Origin of the sequence: Sneathiella limimaris, from assembly GCF_012932565.1 — a bacterium.
Taxonomy (GTDB): domain Bacteria; phylum Pseudomonadota; class Alphaproteobacteria; order Sneathiellales; family Sneathiellaceae; genus Sneathiella; species Sneathiella limimaris.
This window is the reverse complement of the sequence record NZ_JABBYJ010000001.1, coordinates 604,458-621,689: the sequence shown is the minus strand read 5'-3', so window position 1 is coordinate 621,689 and position 17,232 is coordinate 604,458. Positions and strand designations below refer to the sequence as shown.

The following is a 17,232-nucleotide window of genomic DNA, read 5'->3' as shown; positions in this document are numbered from 1 at the left end:
AGTCCTGTTGTTATTTGGAAACGCTCTGCACACCGGCAGAGAGTTCAGATGCCAGTTTTAGCAAGGAACTGACAGCTTCATCCTTTGTTTTAGCGTTGGCGATGCATTCGACCAAAGCACTGCCGACAACAGCTCCATCAGCGATTTCAGCGATTTCTGCAGCCTGTTGACCAGACCGGATCCCAAAACCGACGGCAATAGGAAGGTCCGTTGCAGCCCGAATACGTTTCAAGGCAACATCTACATCGCTGGCTTTTGGCGCTGCGGCGCCTGTCGTTCCGGCAATGGAGACATAATAAAGGAAACCTGAGCTGTTTTGCAAAACAGAAGGTAGGCGTTTGTCATCTGTGGTTGGTGTCGCCAATCGAATAAAATTGATGCCAGCCTCTTTTGCAGGGAGGCAAAGCTCTGCATCCTCTTCGGAAGGAAGATCTACCACAATTAAACCATCAACACCGGCTTCTTTGGCGTCACCAAGAAATTTGTCAACGCCATATGAGTAGATTGGATTGTAGTAACCCATCAGAATGATCGGCGTATCGTTATCGGTTTTTCGGAAGGACCTGATTAGCTCCAGTGTGGACTTGAGCGTTGTGCCTGCAGCAAGTGCCCGAAGCCCTGCCTGTTGAACGGCAGGTCCATCGGCCATTGGATCCGTAAAGGGCATGCCGATTTCAATAATATCTGCTCCCGCCTTAGGTAAACCCTCCAAAATCCGAAGAGACGTGTCATGATCCGGATCCCCGGCCATAACAAAACTAACAAAGGCGGCACGTCCCTGATCTTTCAAGGCCTTGAAGCGACGATCAATACGGGTTTCAATCAAAGCTCTACTCCCAGGGCATCAGCAACAGTAAAAATATCCTTGTCCCCTCGACCAGAAAGGTTGACCACAATGATATGATCTTTTGGCAGGTCCGGAGCATAATGTTTTAGGTAGGCAAGCGCATGACTGGATTCGAGCGCTGGAATAATACCTTCGAGCTCACAGCATAGCTGAAATGCATCCAGCGCTTCCTGATCGGTTGCACTGACATAATTGACCCGGCCAATATCATTTAGCCAAGCATGTTCAGGACCGATACCGGGGTAATCAAGACCGGCGGAAATGGAATGCGCTTCAATGATCTGTCCGTCATCATCTTGCAGCAAATAAGTTCGGTTGCCATGGAGAACACCAGGGCGACCACCTTTAAGAGAAGCGGCATGTTTATCGGTATCCAGACCATATCCGGCAGCTTCAACACCATAGATTTCCACGTCCTCATCATCGAGGAAGGGGTGGAATAAGCCCATCGCGTTAGAGCCACCGCCGATGCAAGCAACAAGGCTGTCAGGCAGACGCCCTTCGGCTTCCATCATCTGACGGCGGACTTCTTCGCCAATCACGTTCTGGAAGTCCCGAACAAGTGTCGGATAGGGGTGAGGTCCCGCGACGGTACCGATGATGTAGAAGGTATCTTCCACATTGGTGACCCAGTCACGAAGCGCTTCGTTCATGGCATCTTTAAGGGTGCGAGAGCCGGAGACAACCGGGACAACCTCAGCGCCCATGAGTTTCATGCGGAAGACGTTGGGCTTTTGCCGCTCAATATCTGTCTCACCCATGTAAATTGTGCAGGGAAGGCCAAAACGGGCAGCCACTGTGGCCGTTGCCACCCCATGCTGACCAGCGCCTGTTTCAGCAATAATCCGGGTTTTGCCCATCTGCATGGCCAAAAGGATCTGGCCCATACAGTTATTGATCTTGTGCGCACCTGTGTGATTAAGATCTTCCCGCTTCAGATAGATCTTAGCTCCACCAAAATGCTCCGTCAGTCGTTCTGCAAAATAGAGAGGGCTTTCCCGCCCGACGTAATGCTTCAAAAGGCCATTCAATTTTTCAGCGAAGGACGGATCTTTCTTCGCTGCCTCATAGGCGTCGTTTAGCTCCAGGATCAGGGGCATCAGTGTTTCAGCCACAAACTGCCCACCAAAAATGCCGAAATGACCTGTATCGTCAGGGCCGGTCCGATATGTATTCAACTGCGTCATGGGTTTCCCAGTTCAACTTTCCAAATTTATGCCATGGACCACTTCTAGAAAGCGGACCACTTCTGTCGGATCTTTTCTGCCGGGCTCAGTTTCCACGCCTGATGACGTATCCACGGCTTTAGCCCTGCTAATCCGCACAGCATCCGTTACATTGTCAGCAGTCAAGCCCCCTGCGAGCATCCAAGGACACGTTGTGTCCAGATCTGCAAGCATCGTCCAGTCAAAGCTTAGACCGTTTCCTCCAGGCAAAGCGTCTTTCATGCTTTTAGGTGCTTTTGCATCAAACAGCAACATGTCTGATACGCTTTCATAGGCTTTTGCCTGTAAAAGATCATCCCGGGTAGCAATTTTGACGGCCTTCATCACAGGTTTGCCGAACTTGACCCGAATTTCCTGGACCCGCTCCGGAGTTTCGTTACCGTGAAGTTGCAGGATATCAAGAGGGACTGCTTCTAAAGCGCTACGGATCAGCTCATCATCTGGATCAACAAATAATCCGACCAGTTTGGCTGATCCCCGGTAGTCGCCGAAGAGTTCTTTTGCCTCAGCGGGCATAAGAGAGCGAGGGCTTGGGGGAAAAAAGACGACCCCAATATACTCAGCACCTGCATCCAGCGCTGATTTGAGCGAAACCGGATCATTTAGCCCACAGATTTTTGCTGCTACCGTGTCCATATCAACCAAGGCTTTCCAGAATTTCCGTAACGGAAGCAGCGGGGTTGGCAAGTGCGCTAATTGGTCTGCCAATAACGAGATAATCGGCTCCATCCATCAGGGCTTCTGCCGGTGTCTTGACCCGCTTTTGATCGCCATGGTCGCTGCCCGCAGGACGGATGCCTGGCACAACTAATTTGAAATCAGGGCCAAACTCTGCCCTCAGCGTCTTGATTTCCAGGGGGCTACAGATCACTCCGTCCGCACCATTTTTCTGGGCGAGGTCCGCCAGGCGCAGCACCTGGTCGGAAGCTGTTGAGTTCACTCCCGTTGCTGCAAGGTCGGCATCATCCATACTCGTAAGCACGGTAACTGCCAAAATCCAGGGCGAGTGGTCAAATTCAGCGGCTGCATCCGCGGCCGCCCGGATCATGGCAGGTCCCCCGCTCGCATGAATGGTCATCATATTGGGAGCAATGACTTTTGATGCAGATCTGACGGCACCAGCAACAGTGTTGGGGATGTCATGAAATTTGAGGTCCAGAAACAGGGGTGTATCAGTTCCCGCGATTTTTAGGATGCCTTGCGGTCCAAAGCTGGTGAAAAACTCCTTGCCCAGCTTGATCCCACCCACGGAGGCCTTGATTGCCGAGACAATACTGTCAGCTTCATCAAGATTGTCCTTGTCAATTGCAGCAAGGACTGGATTTTTTGGAATGTTGCGGATCATGGCAGTCTTTTAAACCAGCTCGATTTGAATGAAAAGCAGTGGATAATAGCCTTTTTGACCGGAAAGTGAAGCGATAGGCGCATAAAATGTCAACTTTTTGACTTATAAGAAAATTATTGAGCTTTCTTCTTCATTTTTGCCTTCTGACGATCCTGTTCTTTAAGATGTTCTTTCAGTTGATCATATCTTTGACCGGTAAAAACTGTATTGGTCAGCGATAGGTTTTTAAAACGGTCAAGGCGAAAATGGCGTATGTCTTGGCGTAAATCACACCAGGCTACCAGCAGCTGAATATTCTGGAAAAACACAATTAGAAGCGGGCTTAAGACCCGGTTTGTAACCCGTCCGTCCAGCGTATGATAAGTGGTATCAATTTTCAGGCGGCGGCGGATAGCATCTCGAACCATGGGCATTGAAATACTAATCGGCTCTTGGGTTTGGTCTTTATAAACAACGTTTCGTAAGGATGAGATAAGGGCCTGCCGGTTCTTTGGCAGGACCGCACCAATTTTGGCGAGAATGTCTTCAGCGGCGCGCTGCATTTCAGGATCGCCGTTCGCCCTTACCCAGTCCACCCCCAGCATGACAGCGTCAATTTCTTCTTCAGTAAACATCAACGGCGGTAGGTGATAGCCGTCCTGCATCAGATAACCGGTCCCGCGCTCCCCAACAATTGGGACATGGTTCTTCATCAAGTCCTGAATGTCCCGGTAGACGGTTCGCACTGAGACTTCCAATTCAAGGGCAATTTCCTCAGCGGTTTGGGCTGTAGCCTTACGGTTAAGAATTTGAATGATTTGAAAAAGACGGTCTGCCCGGCGCATTGGTTTATCCGGAAAATTTCTTGAAGATGAGTGTAGACTACTGACAGTATGCTGTCAGTAGGGGTCTGGTATCAATGGTTTTCCGAATGTGATAACAGGATATTGAGATGTCAGAAAAACTTGTGGTCAATAATTTTCCACCCATCTTTGCCAGTCAGTTTAGTCCGTTTGGCCTGAAACTGGAGAGCTGGCTTCGTCTAGCAGGAATTTCGTATCGGAATGAATGGAGTTTTCGAAAACTTGGTCCAAAGGGCAAACTTCCATTCGTTGCAACTGACGGCAAAGTCATTGGTGATAGTGAACTTATAATTCAGTATCTTGCGGCGCGAACGGGTAAGGATCCGGATGCAAACCTGAACCTTGATGCCCGTGCGGAAGGATTAATGATTCGCCGGATGGTGGAAGAGCATTTCTACTTCGTTATTCTCTATTCTCGATGGCAGGATGAAGCTGTCTGGCCTGCTTTTTCGGCGGAAGTTTTTAGATCCGTACCCTGGCCCATTCGTGGGCTAATCAGATCGAAAGCTCAAAAATCGGTTTTGCAGTCGATCTTTAAGCAAGGTCTCAGCCGACATGAGCCGTCGGAGATTTATGGTAAAGCTCGAGCAGATCTGGAGGCACTCTCTATTAAGCTCGGGTCAAAACCCTATTTTTTGGGGCCTGAGCCGACGCTGACGGATACGAGTGTTTACGGCCATCTGGCGAATATTCTCTATCAGCCTGTAACCGGCCAGTTGCAGCAGGAAATCCGAAAATTTGACAATCTTTGTGATTATTGTGATCGCCTGAAAGCGATTTGGTGGCCGAAGGAAGAAGGAGCTGGTGGTTCAGAAGCTAAATTTATCGCCCCTGATCAGGCTGATGTTAGCCAGCGGCGCTCTGCTTAGATGAGGTGCTCTCGGAGTTTGTAAGTTGAAGCAAATGCTTTGCATCTTGGCCAACGGCTTTGTTCTGGGCTGCTTTTTCTTTTTCAAGTCGGGCAATTTCGCCTTTCAGGCGCAAGATTTCCTGTTTATTGGCCCGATTTTCGGATCGGGCCTTACCATCTGAAATCCAGGTTCGAATGGCACCCAGTATAACACCTAGAAAAGCGCCTCCCAAAATCAGGATGAAAAGCGGAATTTCCATGACATAAGGAAGAGGAAACAGGGAAAAGGTAACTGATTCTCTATTCCCGATACTGAGAATAATCACTGCCAGTCCCAAAAGGACTACAAAAATCCATGAAATAAGTTTCACTTTTTTTCCTGTTTTCTGGTGCCGAGCAGGATAGAACGATTAATTATCGTTCAGCTTTTCCCGCATTTCTTTACCACATTTGAAGAATGGGACGAGCTTCTGATCAACAGAAACCTGTTCACCTGTCCGCGGGTTCCGACCAACGCGAGACGCCCGTTCTTTTGTTGAAAAGGCCCCAAAACCGCGAAGTTCCACACGTTCACCGTTTGCCAGAGCATCCGAAATTGTATCAAAAATAGTACCAACTATTCGCTCAACATCGCGCAAATACAAATTTGGATTATTTTCTGCGATTTTAGCAATCAACTCTGACTTAATCATTCTGAGAAGTCCCCCACGTGTAACTCCGACTGCTACGGTCAATCGACGTTTAGTCAAATTTTCTTTAATTAGGTTGCCAAAGAGAAATCAACCCGTCAAGTGTAAGTCGTTCTGATATAACGCTTTTCCCCAATATTCCCTGTAAAAGCTCCTGTATCAGCCCTTTTGGCGTACTATAATCAGCAACAATCAACGGCAGAGAGCTTGGGATCTGCTTCTGTGATTCCAGCCATCTTCTGGCTTCTTCGAGGCCCCCGAGCTCATCAATCAGACCGGCCTGCAGGGCTGCTTTACCAATCAGTACGCGACCATCGGCAATTGCGGCAGCCTCCGCTCTTGAGATTGGACGATTGTCGGCAACCAGATCCACAAACCATTCGTGGGTTTGCAGGACCATTTCTTTCAAATTTCTTCGTCCAGCTTCAGAGAGGGGTTTAAAAGGCGAAGGCTCACCTTTTAGTTCTCCGGAGGTGATCGCATCGGCTTTTACTCCGATTTTTTCCATCAACTCGGACATTTCGGTTAGTTGAACAATTACCCCGATCGACCCTGTTATGGAGCTCTCGCCTGCAAAGATATGTTCACCTGCCAGGGCTGTCATATATCCACCGGATGCCCCAACAGTCCCAATAACCGTAATGACAGGCTTTTTTTGAGCTACCCTTTTCAAGGCTTTTAGCAGGCGTTCGCTGCCGTAGGTGGAACCACCTGGGCTATTTATATAGACAATAAGCGCTTTGGCGTCATCGTTCTGGGCAATTTCATGGATAACCTGTTGGCGTCGCTCATTCTCGACGATAACCGAGGTGACATCGAGACGCGCAACATGCTCCCCGTTTTCCGAGCCGGCAAAGCGGGCAACGCCGACACCGATGGCAGTCAGAATTGCCACAACAGCGAAGGCTCGCCAAAAAAACAGGCGCCGCTTCAAGCGGCGCCTGTCTAATATCGCATCGGTATCAATGGACATGTTGTCTCCGTTTCTGGTGGACCATCATTTCCTTAAATGCCGATGGTATCCAAAGTTTACTCGTCTGAACCTTCGGCTTTGCGCATAGCAGCACCGAGGATGTCACCAAGGGAAGCACCTGCATCAGAAGAACCGTATTGTGCGACGGCTTCTTTTTCTTCAGCAACTTCTTTGGCTTTGATGGAGAGTGAAACTTTCCGGGTTTTGTTGTCAATAGAGGTGATCTTAGCATCCAGCTTGTCACCAACCGCAAAGCGGTCTGGACGCTGTTCAGCGCGATCACGGCTCAGGTCACCCTTGCGGATGAAGCCAACAACACCTTCGGCAACTTCAACATCAACACCAGCGTCCTGAATTCCAGTAACAGTACAAGTAACAACTGCACCTTTTTTCAGTTCATTGGCGCCAGCAAACGGATCTTCTGACATCTGTTTGATGCCAAGGCTGATACGCTCTTTTTCGATGTCAATGTCCAGCACCTTGGCTGTAACTTCGTCACCTTTGTTGTAGTTCTGGATGGCTTTTTCGCCTGGCTCGCTCCAATCGATATCAGACATGTGAACCATGCCGTCAACGTCGTTTTCGAGGCCAACGAACAGACCAAATTCAGTGATGTTTTTAACTTCACCTTTAATGGTGCTGCCAACCGGAGTTGTTTCAGCGAATTTTTCCCAAGGATTGTCAAGGCACTGTTTCAGGCCAAGGCTGATCCGACGACGGGATTCATCCACTTCCAGAACCATAACTTCAACTTCCTGGGAAGTAGAGACGATTTTGCCTGGGTGTACGTTTTTCTTGGTCCAGCTCATTTCGGAAACGTGGACAAGACCTTCAACACCTGGTTCCAGCTCAACAAAAGCACCATAGTCGGTGATGTTTGTAACACGGCCAGTGAATTTGGCGTGCAGTGGGTATTTGGCTTCCAGGCTTTCCCAAGGATCTGTCTGCAGCTGCTTCATGCCGAGGCTGATGCGCTGAGTATCCTTGTTCAGACGGATAACCTGAACTTTCACTGTTTCACCAATTGTGAGAGCTTCGGATGGGTGGTTAACACGACGCCATGCAATGTCAGTGACATGCAGCAGGCCGTCAACGCCGCCCAGATCAACGAAGGCACCGTAATCGGTGATATTTTTAACAACACCCTCAAGTGTCTGGCCTTCTTCCAGTGTTCCGATCAGTTCAGCGCGAGCTTCCGCACGGCTTTCTTCCAGAACAGCGCGGCGCGAAACAACGATGTTACCGCGGCGACGATCCATTTTCAGGATCTGGAATGGCTGTGGAATACCTTTCAGTGGGGCAATGTCACGAACCGGACGAACGTCAACCTGGCTGCCTGGCAGGAAGGCAACAGCGCCGGAAAGGTCAACTGTGAAGCCACCTTTAACGCGACCGAAGATAATGCCATCAACTCGTTCGTTCGCATCAAATGCAACTTCGAGTTTTTCCCAAGCTTCTTCACGGCGAGCTTTGTCACGAGACAGAACAGCTTCACCAGCAGAGTTTTCAATCCGCTCCAGGAACACTTCAACAGTATCACCAACTTTAAGGTCGGCATCCTGTCCTGGGGCTGCAAACTCTTTCAAAGGAACGCGGCCTTCAGATTTCAATCCGACATCAATGATGGCGAGATCGTTCTCAACGCTTACAACAGTACCTTTGATAACTGTGCCTTCAAGGCTATCGCTAGTCCCGTAGGACTCTTCCAGCATGGCTGCAAAATCTTCCATGGCTGGCATGCCTTCTTCGGCGGTATTTGTATTGGACATATTTTGAATTCCTTAAATGATCCCATATCAGGCCAAACCGGTATCCGGCGGATCGATGGCCACTTGTTTTCCAGTCTTTTCTGTCACGCTTGGAAAACGCTATTCAAATGATCCCAGCGTGGGCGGGACCTTCTCTATTCATTCCGCCTGTCTTATGAAGCATCTTTAGATGCATCGATAATCTGGCAGGCTGCTTTGAGAGCCGCCTCTATATCCAATTTTGTTGTATCAAGCAAGTGGGCGTCTGCTGCTTGGGTCAATGGAGCGTTTTTTCGCCCCATATCCCGCTCATCCCGCTCTTTCAGATCACTGAGTACGGCCTCATAAGTGATGTTCTGACCTTTGGCCTTCAGCTCTTCAAAGCGCCGCTGGGCGCGAACCTCTGCACTGGCAGTTACGAACAGCTTTACGGGGGCGTCCGGGCACACAACTGTGCCAATGTCCCTGCCGTCCAAAACCGCTCCTGGCTTGGCTTTCGCTACATTTCGCTGATACTCAAGCAGAGCATCCCGGACCGGCTGGATCGCAGCAACTTTAGAGGCGGCATTGCCCGTTTCCTCGTTTCGAAGCGCTGGATCTGTTAGATCAATTTCACCAACATCGGCTGCCGCCTGAACGGCTTTTTGTTCGTTAGCGGGATCTTCTCCCCTTTTCAGCAGTAATAATCCCACAGCCCGGTAAAGAGCCCCTGTATCCAAGTATTTTAGGCCATATATATCAGCGATTCGCCTAGCTAGTGTCCCTTTTCCAGCAGCTACAGGACCATCTACAGCAATAATCATGAAGATCTTCCTTGTTGGATATTGGCACCGATGCTGTTCATCAGGGACGAAAATCCTGGAAAACTGGTTTCCATGACAGAGCCATCATCGACTGTAATGGGCTCTTCAGATCCCATCCCCATGACCAGGAATGACATTGCGATCCGGTGGTCGAGGTGGGTTTCGACAGTGGCGCCGCCTTTGGGCGGGACAGCACGGCCGTGTATGATCAGACCATCGTCCAATTCTTCAAGTTTTACCCCGCAAGCCTTCAATCCTTCGGCCATGACAGCGATCCGGTCACTTTCTTTGACGCGGAGTTCCTCAAGGCCTCTCATGGTTGTTGTCCCGTGAGCGAACGCCGCAGCGACAAAGAGAACTGGATATTCGTCAATCATGGATATGGCTCGTTCCGGCGGAACGGTCACTCCTTTGAGCAAGCCTCCATGGATCTCAATATCGCCAACCTGTTCGCCGCCCTGCTCCCGCAGGTTAGTGATCGTTAGATCAGCACCCATTTGCCCTAGTGTTTCAAACAAGCCGTCACGAAGGGGGTTTACACCCACATTTTCAATCACGATGTGGGACCCTGGGATAATCGCTGCAGCAACTGCCAAGAAAGCCGCAGAAGAAGGATCACCAGGGACAATAATGTCTGCCGCGGTAAGCTCTTGTTGCCCTTGGTAGGAAATGGTGCGAGCACCATCTTCAGCAGTTTCAACAGATATTTCGGCACCGAAATGACGGAGCATGTTTTCGGTATGATCGCGGGTTGGTTTGGGTTCAATGACCGTTGTAATGCCCGGTGTATCAAGGGCTGCGAGCAAAATACAGGATTTCACCTGGGCGGAGGCAACAGGTAATTCATAGGTAATCGGCATCAGGTCGCGACCGGTGACGCATAAAGGAAAGCGATCGCCAGAGCGACTTGTGATGGTCGCTCCCATCTGCGTAAGAGGGGTTGCCACCCGCTTCATCGGACGCTTGTGCAAAGATGCATCCCCAGAGAAAAAGCTGTTAAATGGAGCACTGGCTACCAGTCCCATCAAAAGTCGGGCCGCAGTTCCTGAATTCCCCATGTCCAGCACACTGTCCGGCTCGCTGAGGCTTCCAACGCCCACACCGTTGACAATCCAGTCGCCACTATCTTGTTTTTCAACCTGTGCACCGAGCTTTCGCATGGCTTCAGCTGTTGCCAGAACGTCCTCGCCTTCCAGAAGGCCTGAAACCCGAGTTTGGCCAATGGCCAAGGACCCTAGTATCAGGGAGCGATGGGAAATCGATTTGTCGCCGGGGACGGTGACACGCCCTTTAATCGGGCCGCAGGCTGATGAAGTGACCGGTCCGCTAATCATTTTGTCCATTGTCATAAATTTGTAGGTCGTCTTATCCAAAAAACATCAAGACAGTGACCAAGTGTTGAAAAATTTCCCGTTTTTAACAAGGTTTTTAACTTTTGTCACATATTCGTACAGCTTGGATGCAAGAAACTTTTGACACGCGATAAGGTTTCTGGCAAACGAGCAAAAAATTGCACGACTTTATCCATTGTATTCGGTGTGAGGAAAAAATGGCTAAACCGGAATGGGGCTCGAAGCATCGTTGTAAATCCTGCGGCAAACCGTTTTACGATATGCTTAAAAATCCGATTGTCTGCCCAGCATGCGGCACGGAACTTGTTGTTGAAAAGCTTTTAAAGCCTTCTAAAGCAGCCAAAGTTGATGAGACTGAGGTTAAAGCCAAAGCGGAAAAGGCCAAAAAGGTAGTTTCTGAGGATGAAGAAGACGTTAGTCTCTTGCTGGATGATGAAGAGATTCTCGCTGAAGATGACGTCGATCTCGAAGACGATGACAATGATGATCTGGGTGTTGTTGTCCGCTCTTCTGATGAGGATGATACCTAAAAAACCAAGCGGTGACCCTATGACTGAATTTTTGACTTGAATTTGGCAGAAGTTCAGCATAGTTTCCGCGCACTGAAGACGGAGACGTCTTCACATATGGGGCCATAGCTCAGTTGGGAGAGCGCTTGAATGGCATTCAAGAGGTCGTCGGTTCGATCCCGATTGGCTCCACCAGAATTCGAAAGCCTCGGCAGAAATGCCGGGGCTTTTTCATTTGCTATAGGCTTTGAATCTTGAAGCAACTTTCAGATAGCGCTGGAATTTAGGGCATTCCAGATGACTGGGGGCCGGACAGTTCGCGGCATGCCTGAGACCGTTACGCATGGCGGTCAGTGTCTTGATCGTCTCATCTAGCTCATCTGCTTTTTCAACCAGCTTTTGCCGATCAATTTCCCCTTTATGACCTGTTTTCAAAAGATCTGCGATCTCGTCCAGTGTAAATCCTGCGCTTCGACCGAGCGTGATCAGCGAAAGTTGCAAAACTGTATTGGAGAGATACTGCCGCCTCAAACCCTTGCGACTGCAGGATTGGATCAAGCCTTTTTCTTCATAATAGCGGAGGGTAGAAGGCGCTAGACCGGTTTGAGAGACGACTTCTCCAATATCCAAAACCTGCATGAAATTCCCTCTTGACCTAAAGTTCACTTGAGGTTGTAGCTTAGTTGAAAGCCAAGTTTGTTGGCAATATGTATGTCTTGATATCTTAAGGTGGAGAAGTGGAATGGAGGCAGATTTTTGGCATGATAGATGGGAAAAGGGACAATTAGGATTTCACCAGCCTGTGGTGAACGGGCGTCTACAGACACATCTTTCACAAGTGGCTTCGGGACCAGATCAGCGGATTTTCCTCCCTCTTTGTGGAAAAACACTGGATATGACCTGGCTTCTGTCAGAAGGGTTTCAGGTCTGTGGGGTCGAGCTCAGTAAACTGGCGATCCAACAGTATTTTGAAGAACAGAAGGTAGAGCCAATCGTAACCCGAGCTGGTGCGTTTGATCTCTATCAGGCGCCAAACCTGGATCTTTTCGTTGGTGATTTCTTTGATCTTACGTCTGAGACTTTGGGTCCCGTTGACGCGATTTACGATCGGGCAGCCTTGGTTGCCCTGCCAGAAGATATGCGACAGAAATATGCAACGAAGCTTATGGAGGTAACGGGAAATGCCCCGCAATTATTGTTGACCTTCAACTATGATCAGACCCTCTTGCAAGGACCGCCTTTTTCTATCACAAGCGAAATGATTGAAGACTACTACAGCAAAGACTATGAGATAAGTCTGCTAGAGAGTTTCACGCTCCCGAATGGATTGAGACCAACTGTACCTGCCGTTGAGCAGGCCTGGTATTTGAGACCAAATCTTGCATGAGGTTTGGGCTCTCTACTCTCTTCAAAAAAGCCGGACTAAAAAGTCAGCTTGCAGTCTGGTGGTGTTCTGTTTCATGATAAATCAAATCTACGACAGACAATGAGTTGGAGCTCCCTCCATGGGTCATAACCACAAACATGATGAACCCCCGTCAGATACTGTTCTAAGAGTTAAAACTTTGGAGAGCCTGCTGGTGGAAAAGGGACTAATTGATCCCAAGACACTCGATGCAATAGTAGATCGCTATGAAAATCGGGTGGGACCTCAAAACGGCAAGGCTGTTGTCGCCAAAGCATGGAGTGATCCGGACTATCTGTCTCGTTTGAGGGAGGATGGAACAAAAGCAATTGCTGAACTTGGATTTTCCGGCGCCGGCGGTGAGGAAATTGTTGTGGTGGAAAATACCAATAAGGTTCACAACGTCGTCGTCTGCACCCTTTGCTCCTGCTATCCGTGGCCGGTTCTTGGCTTGCCGCCGGTTTGGTATAAGTCAGCGCCCTATCGATCTCGGGTCGTGCGGGAGCCCCGCAAGGTGTTGGAAGAGTTTGGAACCCATATCCCAAAGGAAACTGAAGTAAGGGTTTGGGATAGCACTGCTGAAATGCGCTATCTGGTTATCCCCCGTCGGCCAGAGGGGACTGAGGGTTGGTCTGAAGAGGATTTGCAAAAACTGGTTACCCGCGATTCCATGATCGGTGTTACAGAGGCCAAACGACCTGGTGAAGAGGAGGCTGCCTGATGGATGGTGTACATGATATGGGCGGCATGCATGGGATGGGTCCTGTAAACCCGGAGGATGAAAGCGATCCGGTCTTTCATGCGGAATGGGAAAAACGGGTATTTGCCATCAACAACGCAATTGGCCCTTTGAAGATCCGGAGTATCGACGAATCCCGACATGCTCGGGAGCGAATGAAACCTGCGCTTTACCTATCAAGCAGCTACTATCAGATCTGGCTTGATGGGCTTGAGCGAATCCTGTCCGAAAAAGGGATTTTAACCGTGGAAGAATTGGCGAGAGAAGCTCGACCAGAACCCATTACATTGTCCACCGGATCCAAGATGGCGCCTGATCAGGTCGATGCGTTCCTGGATAAAGGCGGCTATTTCCTGCGGGAAGAGGGAAAAGCAGCCCGCTTTAAGGTAGGTGATTTGGTTCGGGGGCGGAACATTCATCCGCCAGGACATACCCGTCTTCCCAGCTATGCCCGTGGAAAACAGGGGGAAATCGTTGCGGATTATGGCCTTCATGTGTTTGCTGATAGCAATGCCCATGGCAGTGAGGACCCTCAGCATCTTTACAGTGTGCGTTTTTCCTCAACGGAGCTTTGGGGCGCTGATGGAACTGAGGGGGATTATATCTATATTGATCTTTGGGATGATCATCTAGAGGCCATATCATGAGTGAAATGGATCTGGCACTCACTGATATGCCCATTCCAAAAGATGATAATGGCCCAGTTTTTGAGGAACCTTGGCAAGCACAAGCCTTTGCGATGACCTTGCAGCTTAAGGAGCAGGGGCATTTTACCTGGAGCGAATGGGCTGATCTTTTTGGAGAAGAAATTCGAGCAGCCACCCGTCAAGGGAGGGCATGCGGTAATCAGGACTATTACCTTTGCTGGCTAGCTGCACTTGAAAAACTGCTGGTGGCAAAAGACTTTATGACAACAGACCAGCAGCAGACACGAAAAGCAGACTGGTTGCAGGCCCATCTGGAAACAGAACATGGCAAACCCATAGAGTTAAAAACAGTCAAATAATACTTTGATCCGGATCTCCAATCGTCCTATGTCTGAGGCAAGACTGGATATTGATAACAGGTGTTAATGTGACCAATAGTGAAAATTTTTCTCTCCCAGATGATGAGACACGGCAAAAGCTGGATAAAGCTGCTCAGATTATTACGGAGTATCTAGATAAAGCTCTTCAGGATTGCGTTGAAGCCGGGCTAGAGCGTGACTATTTCAACGCTGGTGTTGTAGCTACGTTGATGCAGGCGATGGAAACCAGTTTGGGCGGGTCTGCAGCAGTTGCTGGAGCGCTTCATCAGATGGCAGAGATGGCAGCTCAAAAAGCGGAAGCGGAAGCCTCTCAAGCAAACTGATTTTTAACTATCGAATAAAAAAGGCGCCTTTTGGCGCCTTTTTATTTAGTTCCGACCTTAATTTGGGGTATGGATCGGTAAGTTCAGAAGGGCCCGCCTGCGAAGCCAAAGGCTTGGCCGATATCTTTCTTCACCTGTAATTTCTTGAATGGTCTGAAGGATTGTGAGGGTGTTTAGAACACCCAGGTGTTCAGCCATCTCAACGGATCCATGGGGATAGTTGAGGCCCAGTTTCATGCCTTTGTCGATATCTTCAGGGCTAGCAATGCCGATTTGAGCCATTTCAGAGCCCAGGTTTGCTATCATCGCCTGAAGGCGCTGGGCAACAAAGCCAGGGCTATCCTTAATCCGGGTAACCTTATTGGTCACCTCATAAAGGGCGGCAATGACAGAATTCACGCAATCATCGTCTGCCCCTGGAGCAGTCATTACTGTGGCATGTTGATAGATGCCGGTCAGCATATCGATGGCGACAACGCGCTTAGCGTCCAGTTTCAGACGCACAGAAGCGCTCGTACAATCCTCACCAACAGGTGCGATCAGGATTGGGGAAGTTCCATCGTCTTCTTTCAGGATGCTTACAGCCAGATCCCGTAACAAGGATTCGATCTCCTGCGTCATTTCAGGGACATAGACCCGGCGCGCTTTTTCAACTTTCACCCGCTCTGCTGGCTCGGGATAGATGATTTGACCGTTTTCATCATATTGATAGAAGCCAGCTTTGGTTTTTCGCCCAAGACGGCCCGCTTCCATCATGCTTTCGTGGATCGGACTTGTGGCAAGGCGTTTATCCTGGAAATAGCCATTATAAATGATTTGGCTTACGGGGAAATTCACATCGATACCGGTAAGATCCGCAAGCTCAAACGGGCCCATGCGAAAACCGCAAGCATCGCGCATGATGGCATCTACTTCATGAGGTTCTGCAACTCCTTCTGCAGCCAGACGCATAGCCTCGGTTGTGTAGGCACGACCACCAAGGTTGACCAGGAAGCCCGGTGCATCCTTAACGACAACAGGGACCCGGCCCATACGTTTGCCAATAACTGTCAGGGCTTCTGTGGTTGCTGCGCTGGTATCTGTAGCATTGATGACTTCCACCAGTTTCATGAGTGGGACAGGATTAAAGAAATGCAGACCTGCAATCCGGTCTTTGTGGGTACAGGCGGAGGCAATGGAGGAAATACGGATGCTGGATGTATTGGAGGCGATGATCGCGTCTTTTGACACAATGCCTTCAATCTGTTGGAAAACTTTTTGTTTGATGTCGATATTTTCGACGATGGCTTCCACCACAAGGTCACAATCCTTGAACTCTTCAAGGGAGCTGGCGGCTTGGAGGTTGGCTTTCGCCTGATCACCATCTTCGCTGCTCATCCGTCCCTTTTCAACCGAACGGTCAATCATGCCGGCAATAAAGTCGCAGGCCTTTTGGGCAGCGCCTTCTGCTGTATCAAAAATTTTGGCTTTCATGCCACCTGTAGCAGAGACCTGAGCGATTCCGCGCCCCATGGCGCCGGCACCAACGACGCCGACAACAAGTCCATTTTTATTTGGGTCAATACTCATCATAATACTCCGGTATATTCTTTGTTTTTATCGGGTTTTGACCTTTATCCGCCTCTGTATGAGCAGATAATGATAATTCTTCTCTTCGCTGTCTTGATGCGAGGGTCAAGGCAACCTACATTAAACACAAAGGCAGCGCCATAGTGGGTTGCCAGAAAAGTGCCGATTTTCGGGCTTATTCAAAACTCGCTCAGATGAGGAGAAAGTAACGTGTCAACTATGTCTGTTTTTAACAGTCCTTTGTTGCTGGGATTTGACAGATTCGAGCATATGCTTGAACAGCTCGCCAAATCGAACGGCGAAGGATATCCGCCCTACAATATTGAACAGATTTCTGACAGCGATCTTCGAATTACGCTGGCTGTTGCCGGATTTTTTAAAGAGGACTTGCAGATAACGCTGGAACAAAACCAACTTATCATTCATGGTAAGCAGAATGAAGACACGGGGCGGGTCTATATTCATCGCGGTATTGCAGCCCGGCAGTTCAAACGGAAGTTTGTCCTGGCCGAAGGCGTGAAAGTTGTGGGCGCAGAGATGGATAACGGATTGCTTCACGTTGATCTTCGATTGCCGATCGAGAAATCAGATATTCGGCAGATTGAGATCAACGACAAAAACGGTGGGCAGAGTTTAAAAACCATAGGTTCAAACAAGGATTCGGATTAGGCCGGGCGAGTTTGGAGTTCAATAGGAGTTTAGTAATGCAGTATCAAGAAACAGCCATGCGCCAAATCAGTCCGGCAGCGCTTGCCGTTCTTGGATCTATGGATACCGCCTATGTGCGCCAGATCGAAGAAGAGGGAACAATTGTCTATGCAATTTTTTCCGCTGATGGTCAGCGTCTTGGTGAAGAGGACAGTCCAGAACTTGCCCTGATTATTGCCAAGCAAAATGATTTAGATGCGTTTCTCGTTAGCTAAAACGAGATAACCATATTGATGAGGCAAAGGGTCATCCCCTTTGCCTAAGAAAAAGTTGGTCG

General features: G+C 49.2%; 22 protein-coding genes and 1 tRNA gene. 10 read left to right on the top strand and 13 right to left on the bottom strand.

Annotated features, from left to right (window positions below; genetic code table 11):
- Positions 1 to 10 precede the first annotated feature (10 nt).
- The 5 genes from trpA to HH301_RS02925 all read right to left on the bottom strand — a co-directional run bounded on the left by trpA (position 11) and on the right by HH301_RS02925 (position 4,242).
- Positions 11 to 823, bottom strand: a complete 813-nt coding sequence (gene trpA, locus HH301_RS02945; protein ID WP_169569469.1) for a tryptophan synthase subunit alpha — start codon at positions 821 to 823, stop codon at positions 11 to 13.
- On the bottom strand, positions 823 to 2,034 hold the full coding sequence (gene trpB / locus HH301_RS02940) for a tryptophan synthase subunit beta (protein WP_169566577.1): 1,212 nt from the start codon (positions 2,032 to 2,034) through the stop codon (positions 823 to 825). The genes trpA and trpB overlap by 1 nt, the downstream gene beginning before the upstream one ends.
- Before the next feature lie 12 nt (positions 2,035 to 2,046).
- Complete coding sequence (locus HH301_RS02935) at positions 2,047 to 2,709, bottom strand: phosphoribosylanthranilate isomerase (protein ID WP_169566576.1); 663 nt, start codon at positions 2,707 to 2,709, stop codon at positions 2,047 to 2,049.
- Between the two features lies 1 nt (position 2,710).
- Positions 2,711 to 3,418, bottom strand: coding sequence for an orotidine-5'-phosphate decarboxylase (pyrF, locus tag HH301_RS02930; protein ID WP_169566575.1), 708 nt, complete (start codon positions 3,416 to 3,418; stop codon positions 2,711 to 2,713).
- A gap of 113 nt (positions 3,419 to 3,531) precedes the next feature.
- Positions 3,532 to 4,242, bottom strand: coding sequence for a helix-turn-helix transcriptional regulator (locus tag HH301_RS02925; RefSeq protein WP_169566574.1), 711 nt, complete (start codon positions 4,240 to 4,242; stop codon positions 3,532 to 3,534).
- A gap of 107 nt (positions 4,243 to 4,349) precedes the next feature.
- Here HH301_RS02925 and HH301_RS02920 point away from each other — a divergent pair, with 107 nt between their 5' ends.
- Positions 4,350 to 5,129, top strand: a complete 780-nt coding sequence (locus tag HH301_RS02920; RefSeq protein ID WP_169566573.1) for a glutathione S-transferase family protein — start codon at positions 4,350 to 4,352, stop codon at positions 5,127 to 5,129.
- On the opposite strand, the gene HH301_RS02915 is transcribed toward HH301_RS02920, so the two are convergent.
- From HH301_RS02915 to aroA, 6 genes are all read right to left on the bottom strand, one after another.
- The gene (locus HH301_RS02915; protein ID WP_169566572.1) at positions 5,107 to 5,481 is read right to left on the bottom strand and encodes a lipopolysaccharide assembly protein LapA domain-containing protein; all 375 of its coding nucleotides are present in this window, start codon (positions 5,479 to 5,481) and stop codon (positions 5,107 to 5,109) included. The two genes, HH301_RS02920 and HH301_RS02915, sit on opposite strands and share 23 nt — an antisense overlap.
- A gap of 39 nt (positions 5,482 to 5,520) precedes the next feature.
- On the bottom strand, positions 5,521 to 5,802 hold the full coding sequence (locus HH301_RS02910) for an integration host factor subunit beta (RefSeq protein ID WP_169566571.1): 282 nt from the start codon (positions 5,800 to 5,802) through the stop codon (positions 5,521 to 5,523).
- Between the two features lie 64 nt (positions 5,803 to 5,866).
- Positions 5,867 to 6,772 (bottom strand): signal peptide peptidase SppA, encoded by a 906-nt coding sequence (gene sppA, locus HH301_RS02905; protein WP_169566570.1) that lies wholly within the window; start codon positions 6,770 to 6,772, stop codon positions 5,867 to 5,869.
- A 56-nt stretch (positions 6,773 to 6,828) separates the two neighbouring features.
- Complete coding sequence (gene rpsA / locus HH301_RS02900; RefSeq protein WP_169566569.1) at positions 6,829 to 8,541, bottom strand: 30S ribosomal protein S1; 1,713 nt, start codon at positions 8,539 to 8,541, stop codon at positions 6,829 to 6,831.
- A gap of 152 nt (positions 8,542 to 8,693) precedes the next feature.
- Positions 8,694 to 9,323 (bottom strand): (d)CMP kinase, encoded by a 630-nt coding sequence (cmk, locus tag HH301_RS02895; RefSeq protein ID WP_169566568.1) that lies wholly within the window; start codon positions 9,321 to 9,323, stop codon positions 8,694 to 8,696.
- Positions 9,320 to 10,672: a 3-phosphoshikimate 1-carboxyvinyltransferase gene (gene aroA / locus HH301_RS02890; RefSeq protein ID WP_169566567.1), complete on the bottom strand. Its 1,353-nt coding sequence runs from the start codon at positions 10,670 to 10,672 to the stop codon at positions 9,320 to 9,322. Before aroA ends, cmk begins: the two co-directional genes overlap by 4 nt.
- A 200-nt stretch (positions 10,673 to 10,872) precedes the next feature.
- Between aroA and HH301_RS02885 the strand changes: the two genes are divergently transcribed.
- Together HH301_RS02885 and HH301_RS02880 are read left to right on the top strand one after the other, a co-directional pair.
- Positions 10,873 to 11,205, top strand: a complete 333-nt coding sequence (locus tag HH301_RS02885; protein WP_169566566.1) for a TIGR02300 family protein — start codon at positions 10,873 to 10,875, stop codon at positions 11,203 to 11,205.
- 98 nt (positions 11,206 to 11,303) lie between these two features.
- A tRNA-Ala gene (locus HH301_RS02880) sits at positions 11,304 to 11,379 on the top strand.
- 36 nt (positions 11,380 to 11,415) lie between these two features.
- Here the strand turns inward: HH301_RS02880 and HH301_RS02875 are convergent.
- Positions 11,416 to 11,823, bottom strand: coding sequence for a helix-turn-helix domain-containing protein (locus HH301_RS02875; RefSeq protein WP_206378136.1), 408 nt, complete (start codon positions 11,821 to 11,823; stop codon positions 11,416 to 11,418).
- 103 nt (positions 11,824 to 11,926) lie between these two features.
- On the opposite strand from HH301_RS02875, the gene tmpT reads away from it, so the two are divergent.
- From tmpT to HH301_RS02850, 5 genes are all read left to right on the top strand, one after another.
- Complete coding sequence (tmpT, locus tag HH301_RS02870) at positions 11,927 to 12,571, top strand: thiopurine S-methyltransferase (protein WP_169566565.1); 645 nt, start codon at positions 11,927 to 11,929, stop codon at positions 12,569 to 12,571.
- Positions 12,572 to 12,689: 118 nt separating this feature from the next.
- Positions 12,690 to 13,310 carry a nitrile hydratase subunit alpha gene (nthA, locus tag HH301_RS02865; RefSeq protein ID WP_169566564.1) on the top strand — a complete coding sequence of 207 codons (621 nt, stop codon included), beginning with the start codon at positions 12,690 to 12,692 and terminating at the stop codon, positions 13,308 to 13,310.
- The gene (nthB, locus tag HH301_RS02860) at positions 13,310 to 13,975 is read left to right on the top strand and encodes a nitrile hydratase subunit beta (protein WP_169566563.1); all 666 of its coding nucleotides are present in this window, start codon (positions 13,310 to 13,312) and stop codon (positions 13,973 to 13,975) included. The genes nthA and nthB overlap by 1 nt, the downstream gene beginning before the upstream one ends.
- Positions 13,972 to 14,334, top strand: coding sequence for a nitrile hydratase accessory protein (locus HH301_RS02855; RefSeq protein ID WP_169566562.1), 363 nt, complete (start codon positions 13,972 to 13,974; stop codon positions 14,332 to 14,334). The genes nthB and HH301_RS02855 overlap by 4 nt, the downstream gene beginning before the upstream one ends.
- A 68-nt stretch (positions 14,335 to 14,402) precedes the next feature.
- Positions 14,403 to 14,678 (top strand): hypothetical protein, encoded by a 276-nt coding sequence (locus tag HH301_RS02850; RefSeq protein WP_169566561.1) that lies wholly within the window; start codon positions 14,403 to 14,405, stop codon positions 14,676 to 14,678.
- A gap of 57 nt (positions 14,679 to 14,735) precedes the next feature.
- Here the strand turns inward: HH301_RS02850 and HH301_RS02845 are convergent, their stop codons facing one another.
- Positions 14,736 to 16,247 carry a 3-hydroxyacyl-CoA dehydrogenase gene (locus HH301_RS02845; RefSeq protein WP_169566560.1) on the bottom strand — a complete coding sequence of 504 codons (1,512 nt, stop codon included), beginning with the start codon at positions 16,245 to 16,247 and terminating at the stop codon, positions 14,736 to 14,738.
- 219 nt (positions 16,248 to 16,466) lie between these two features.
- Here HH301_RS02845 and HH301_RS02840 point away from each other — a divergent pair, with 219 nt between their 5' ends.
- The gene (locus HH301_RS02840) at positions 16,467 to 16,916 is read left to right on the top strand and encodes an Hsp20 family protein (RefSeq protein WP_169569467.1); all 450 of its coding nucleotides are present in this window, start codon (positions 16,467 to 16,469) and stop codon (positions 16,914 to 16,916) included.
- Positions 16,917 to 16,951: 35 nt separating this feature from the next.
- Positions 16,952 to 17,170, top strand: coding sequence for a hypothetical protein (locus tag HH301_RS02835; protein ID WP_169566559.1), 219 nt, complete (start codon positions 16,952 to 16,954; stop codon positions 17,168 to 17,170).
- Positions 17,171 to 17,232 lie beyond the last annotated feature (62 nt).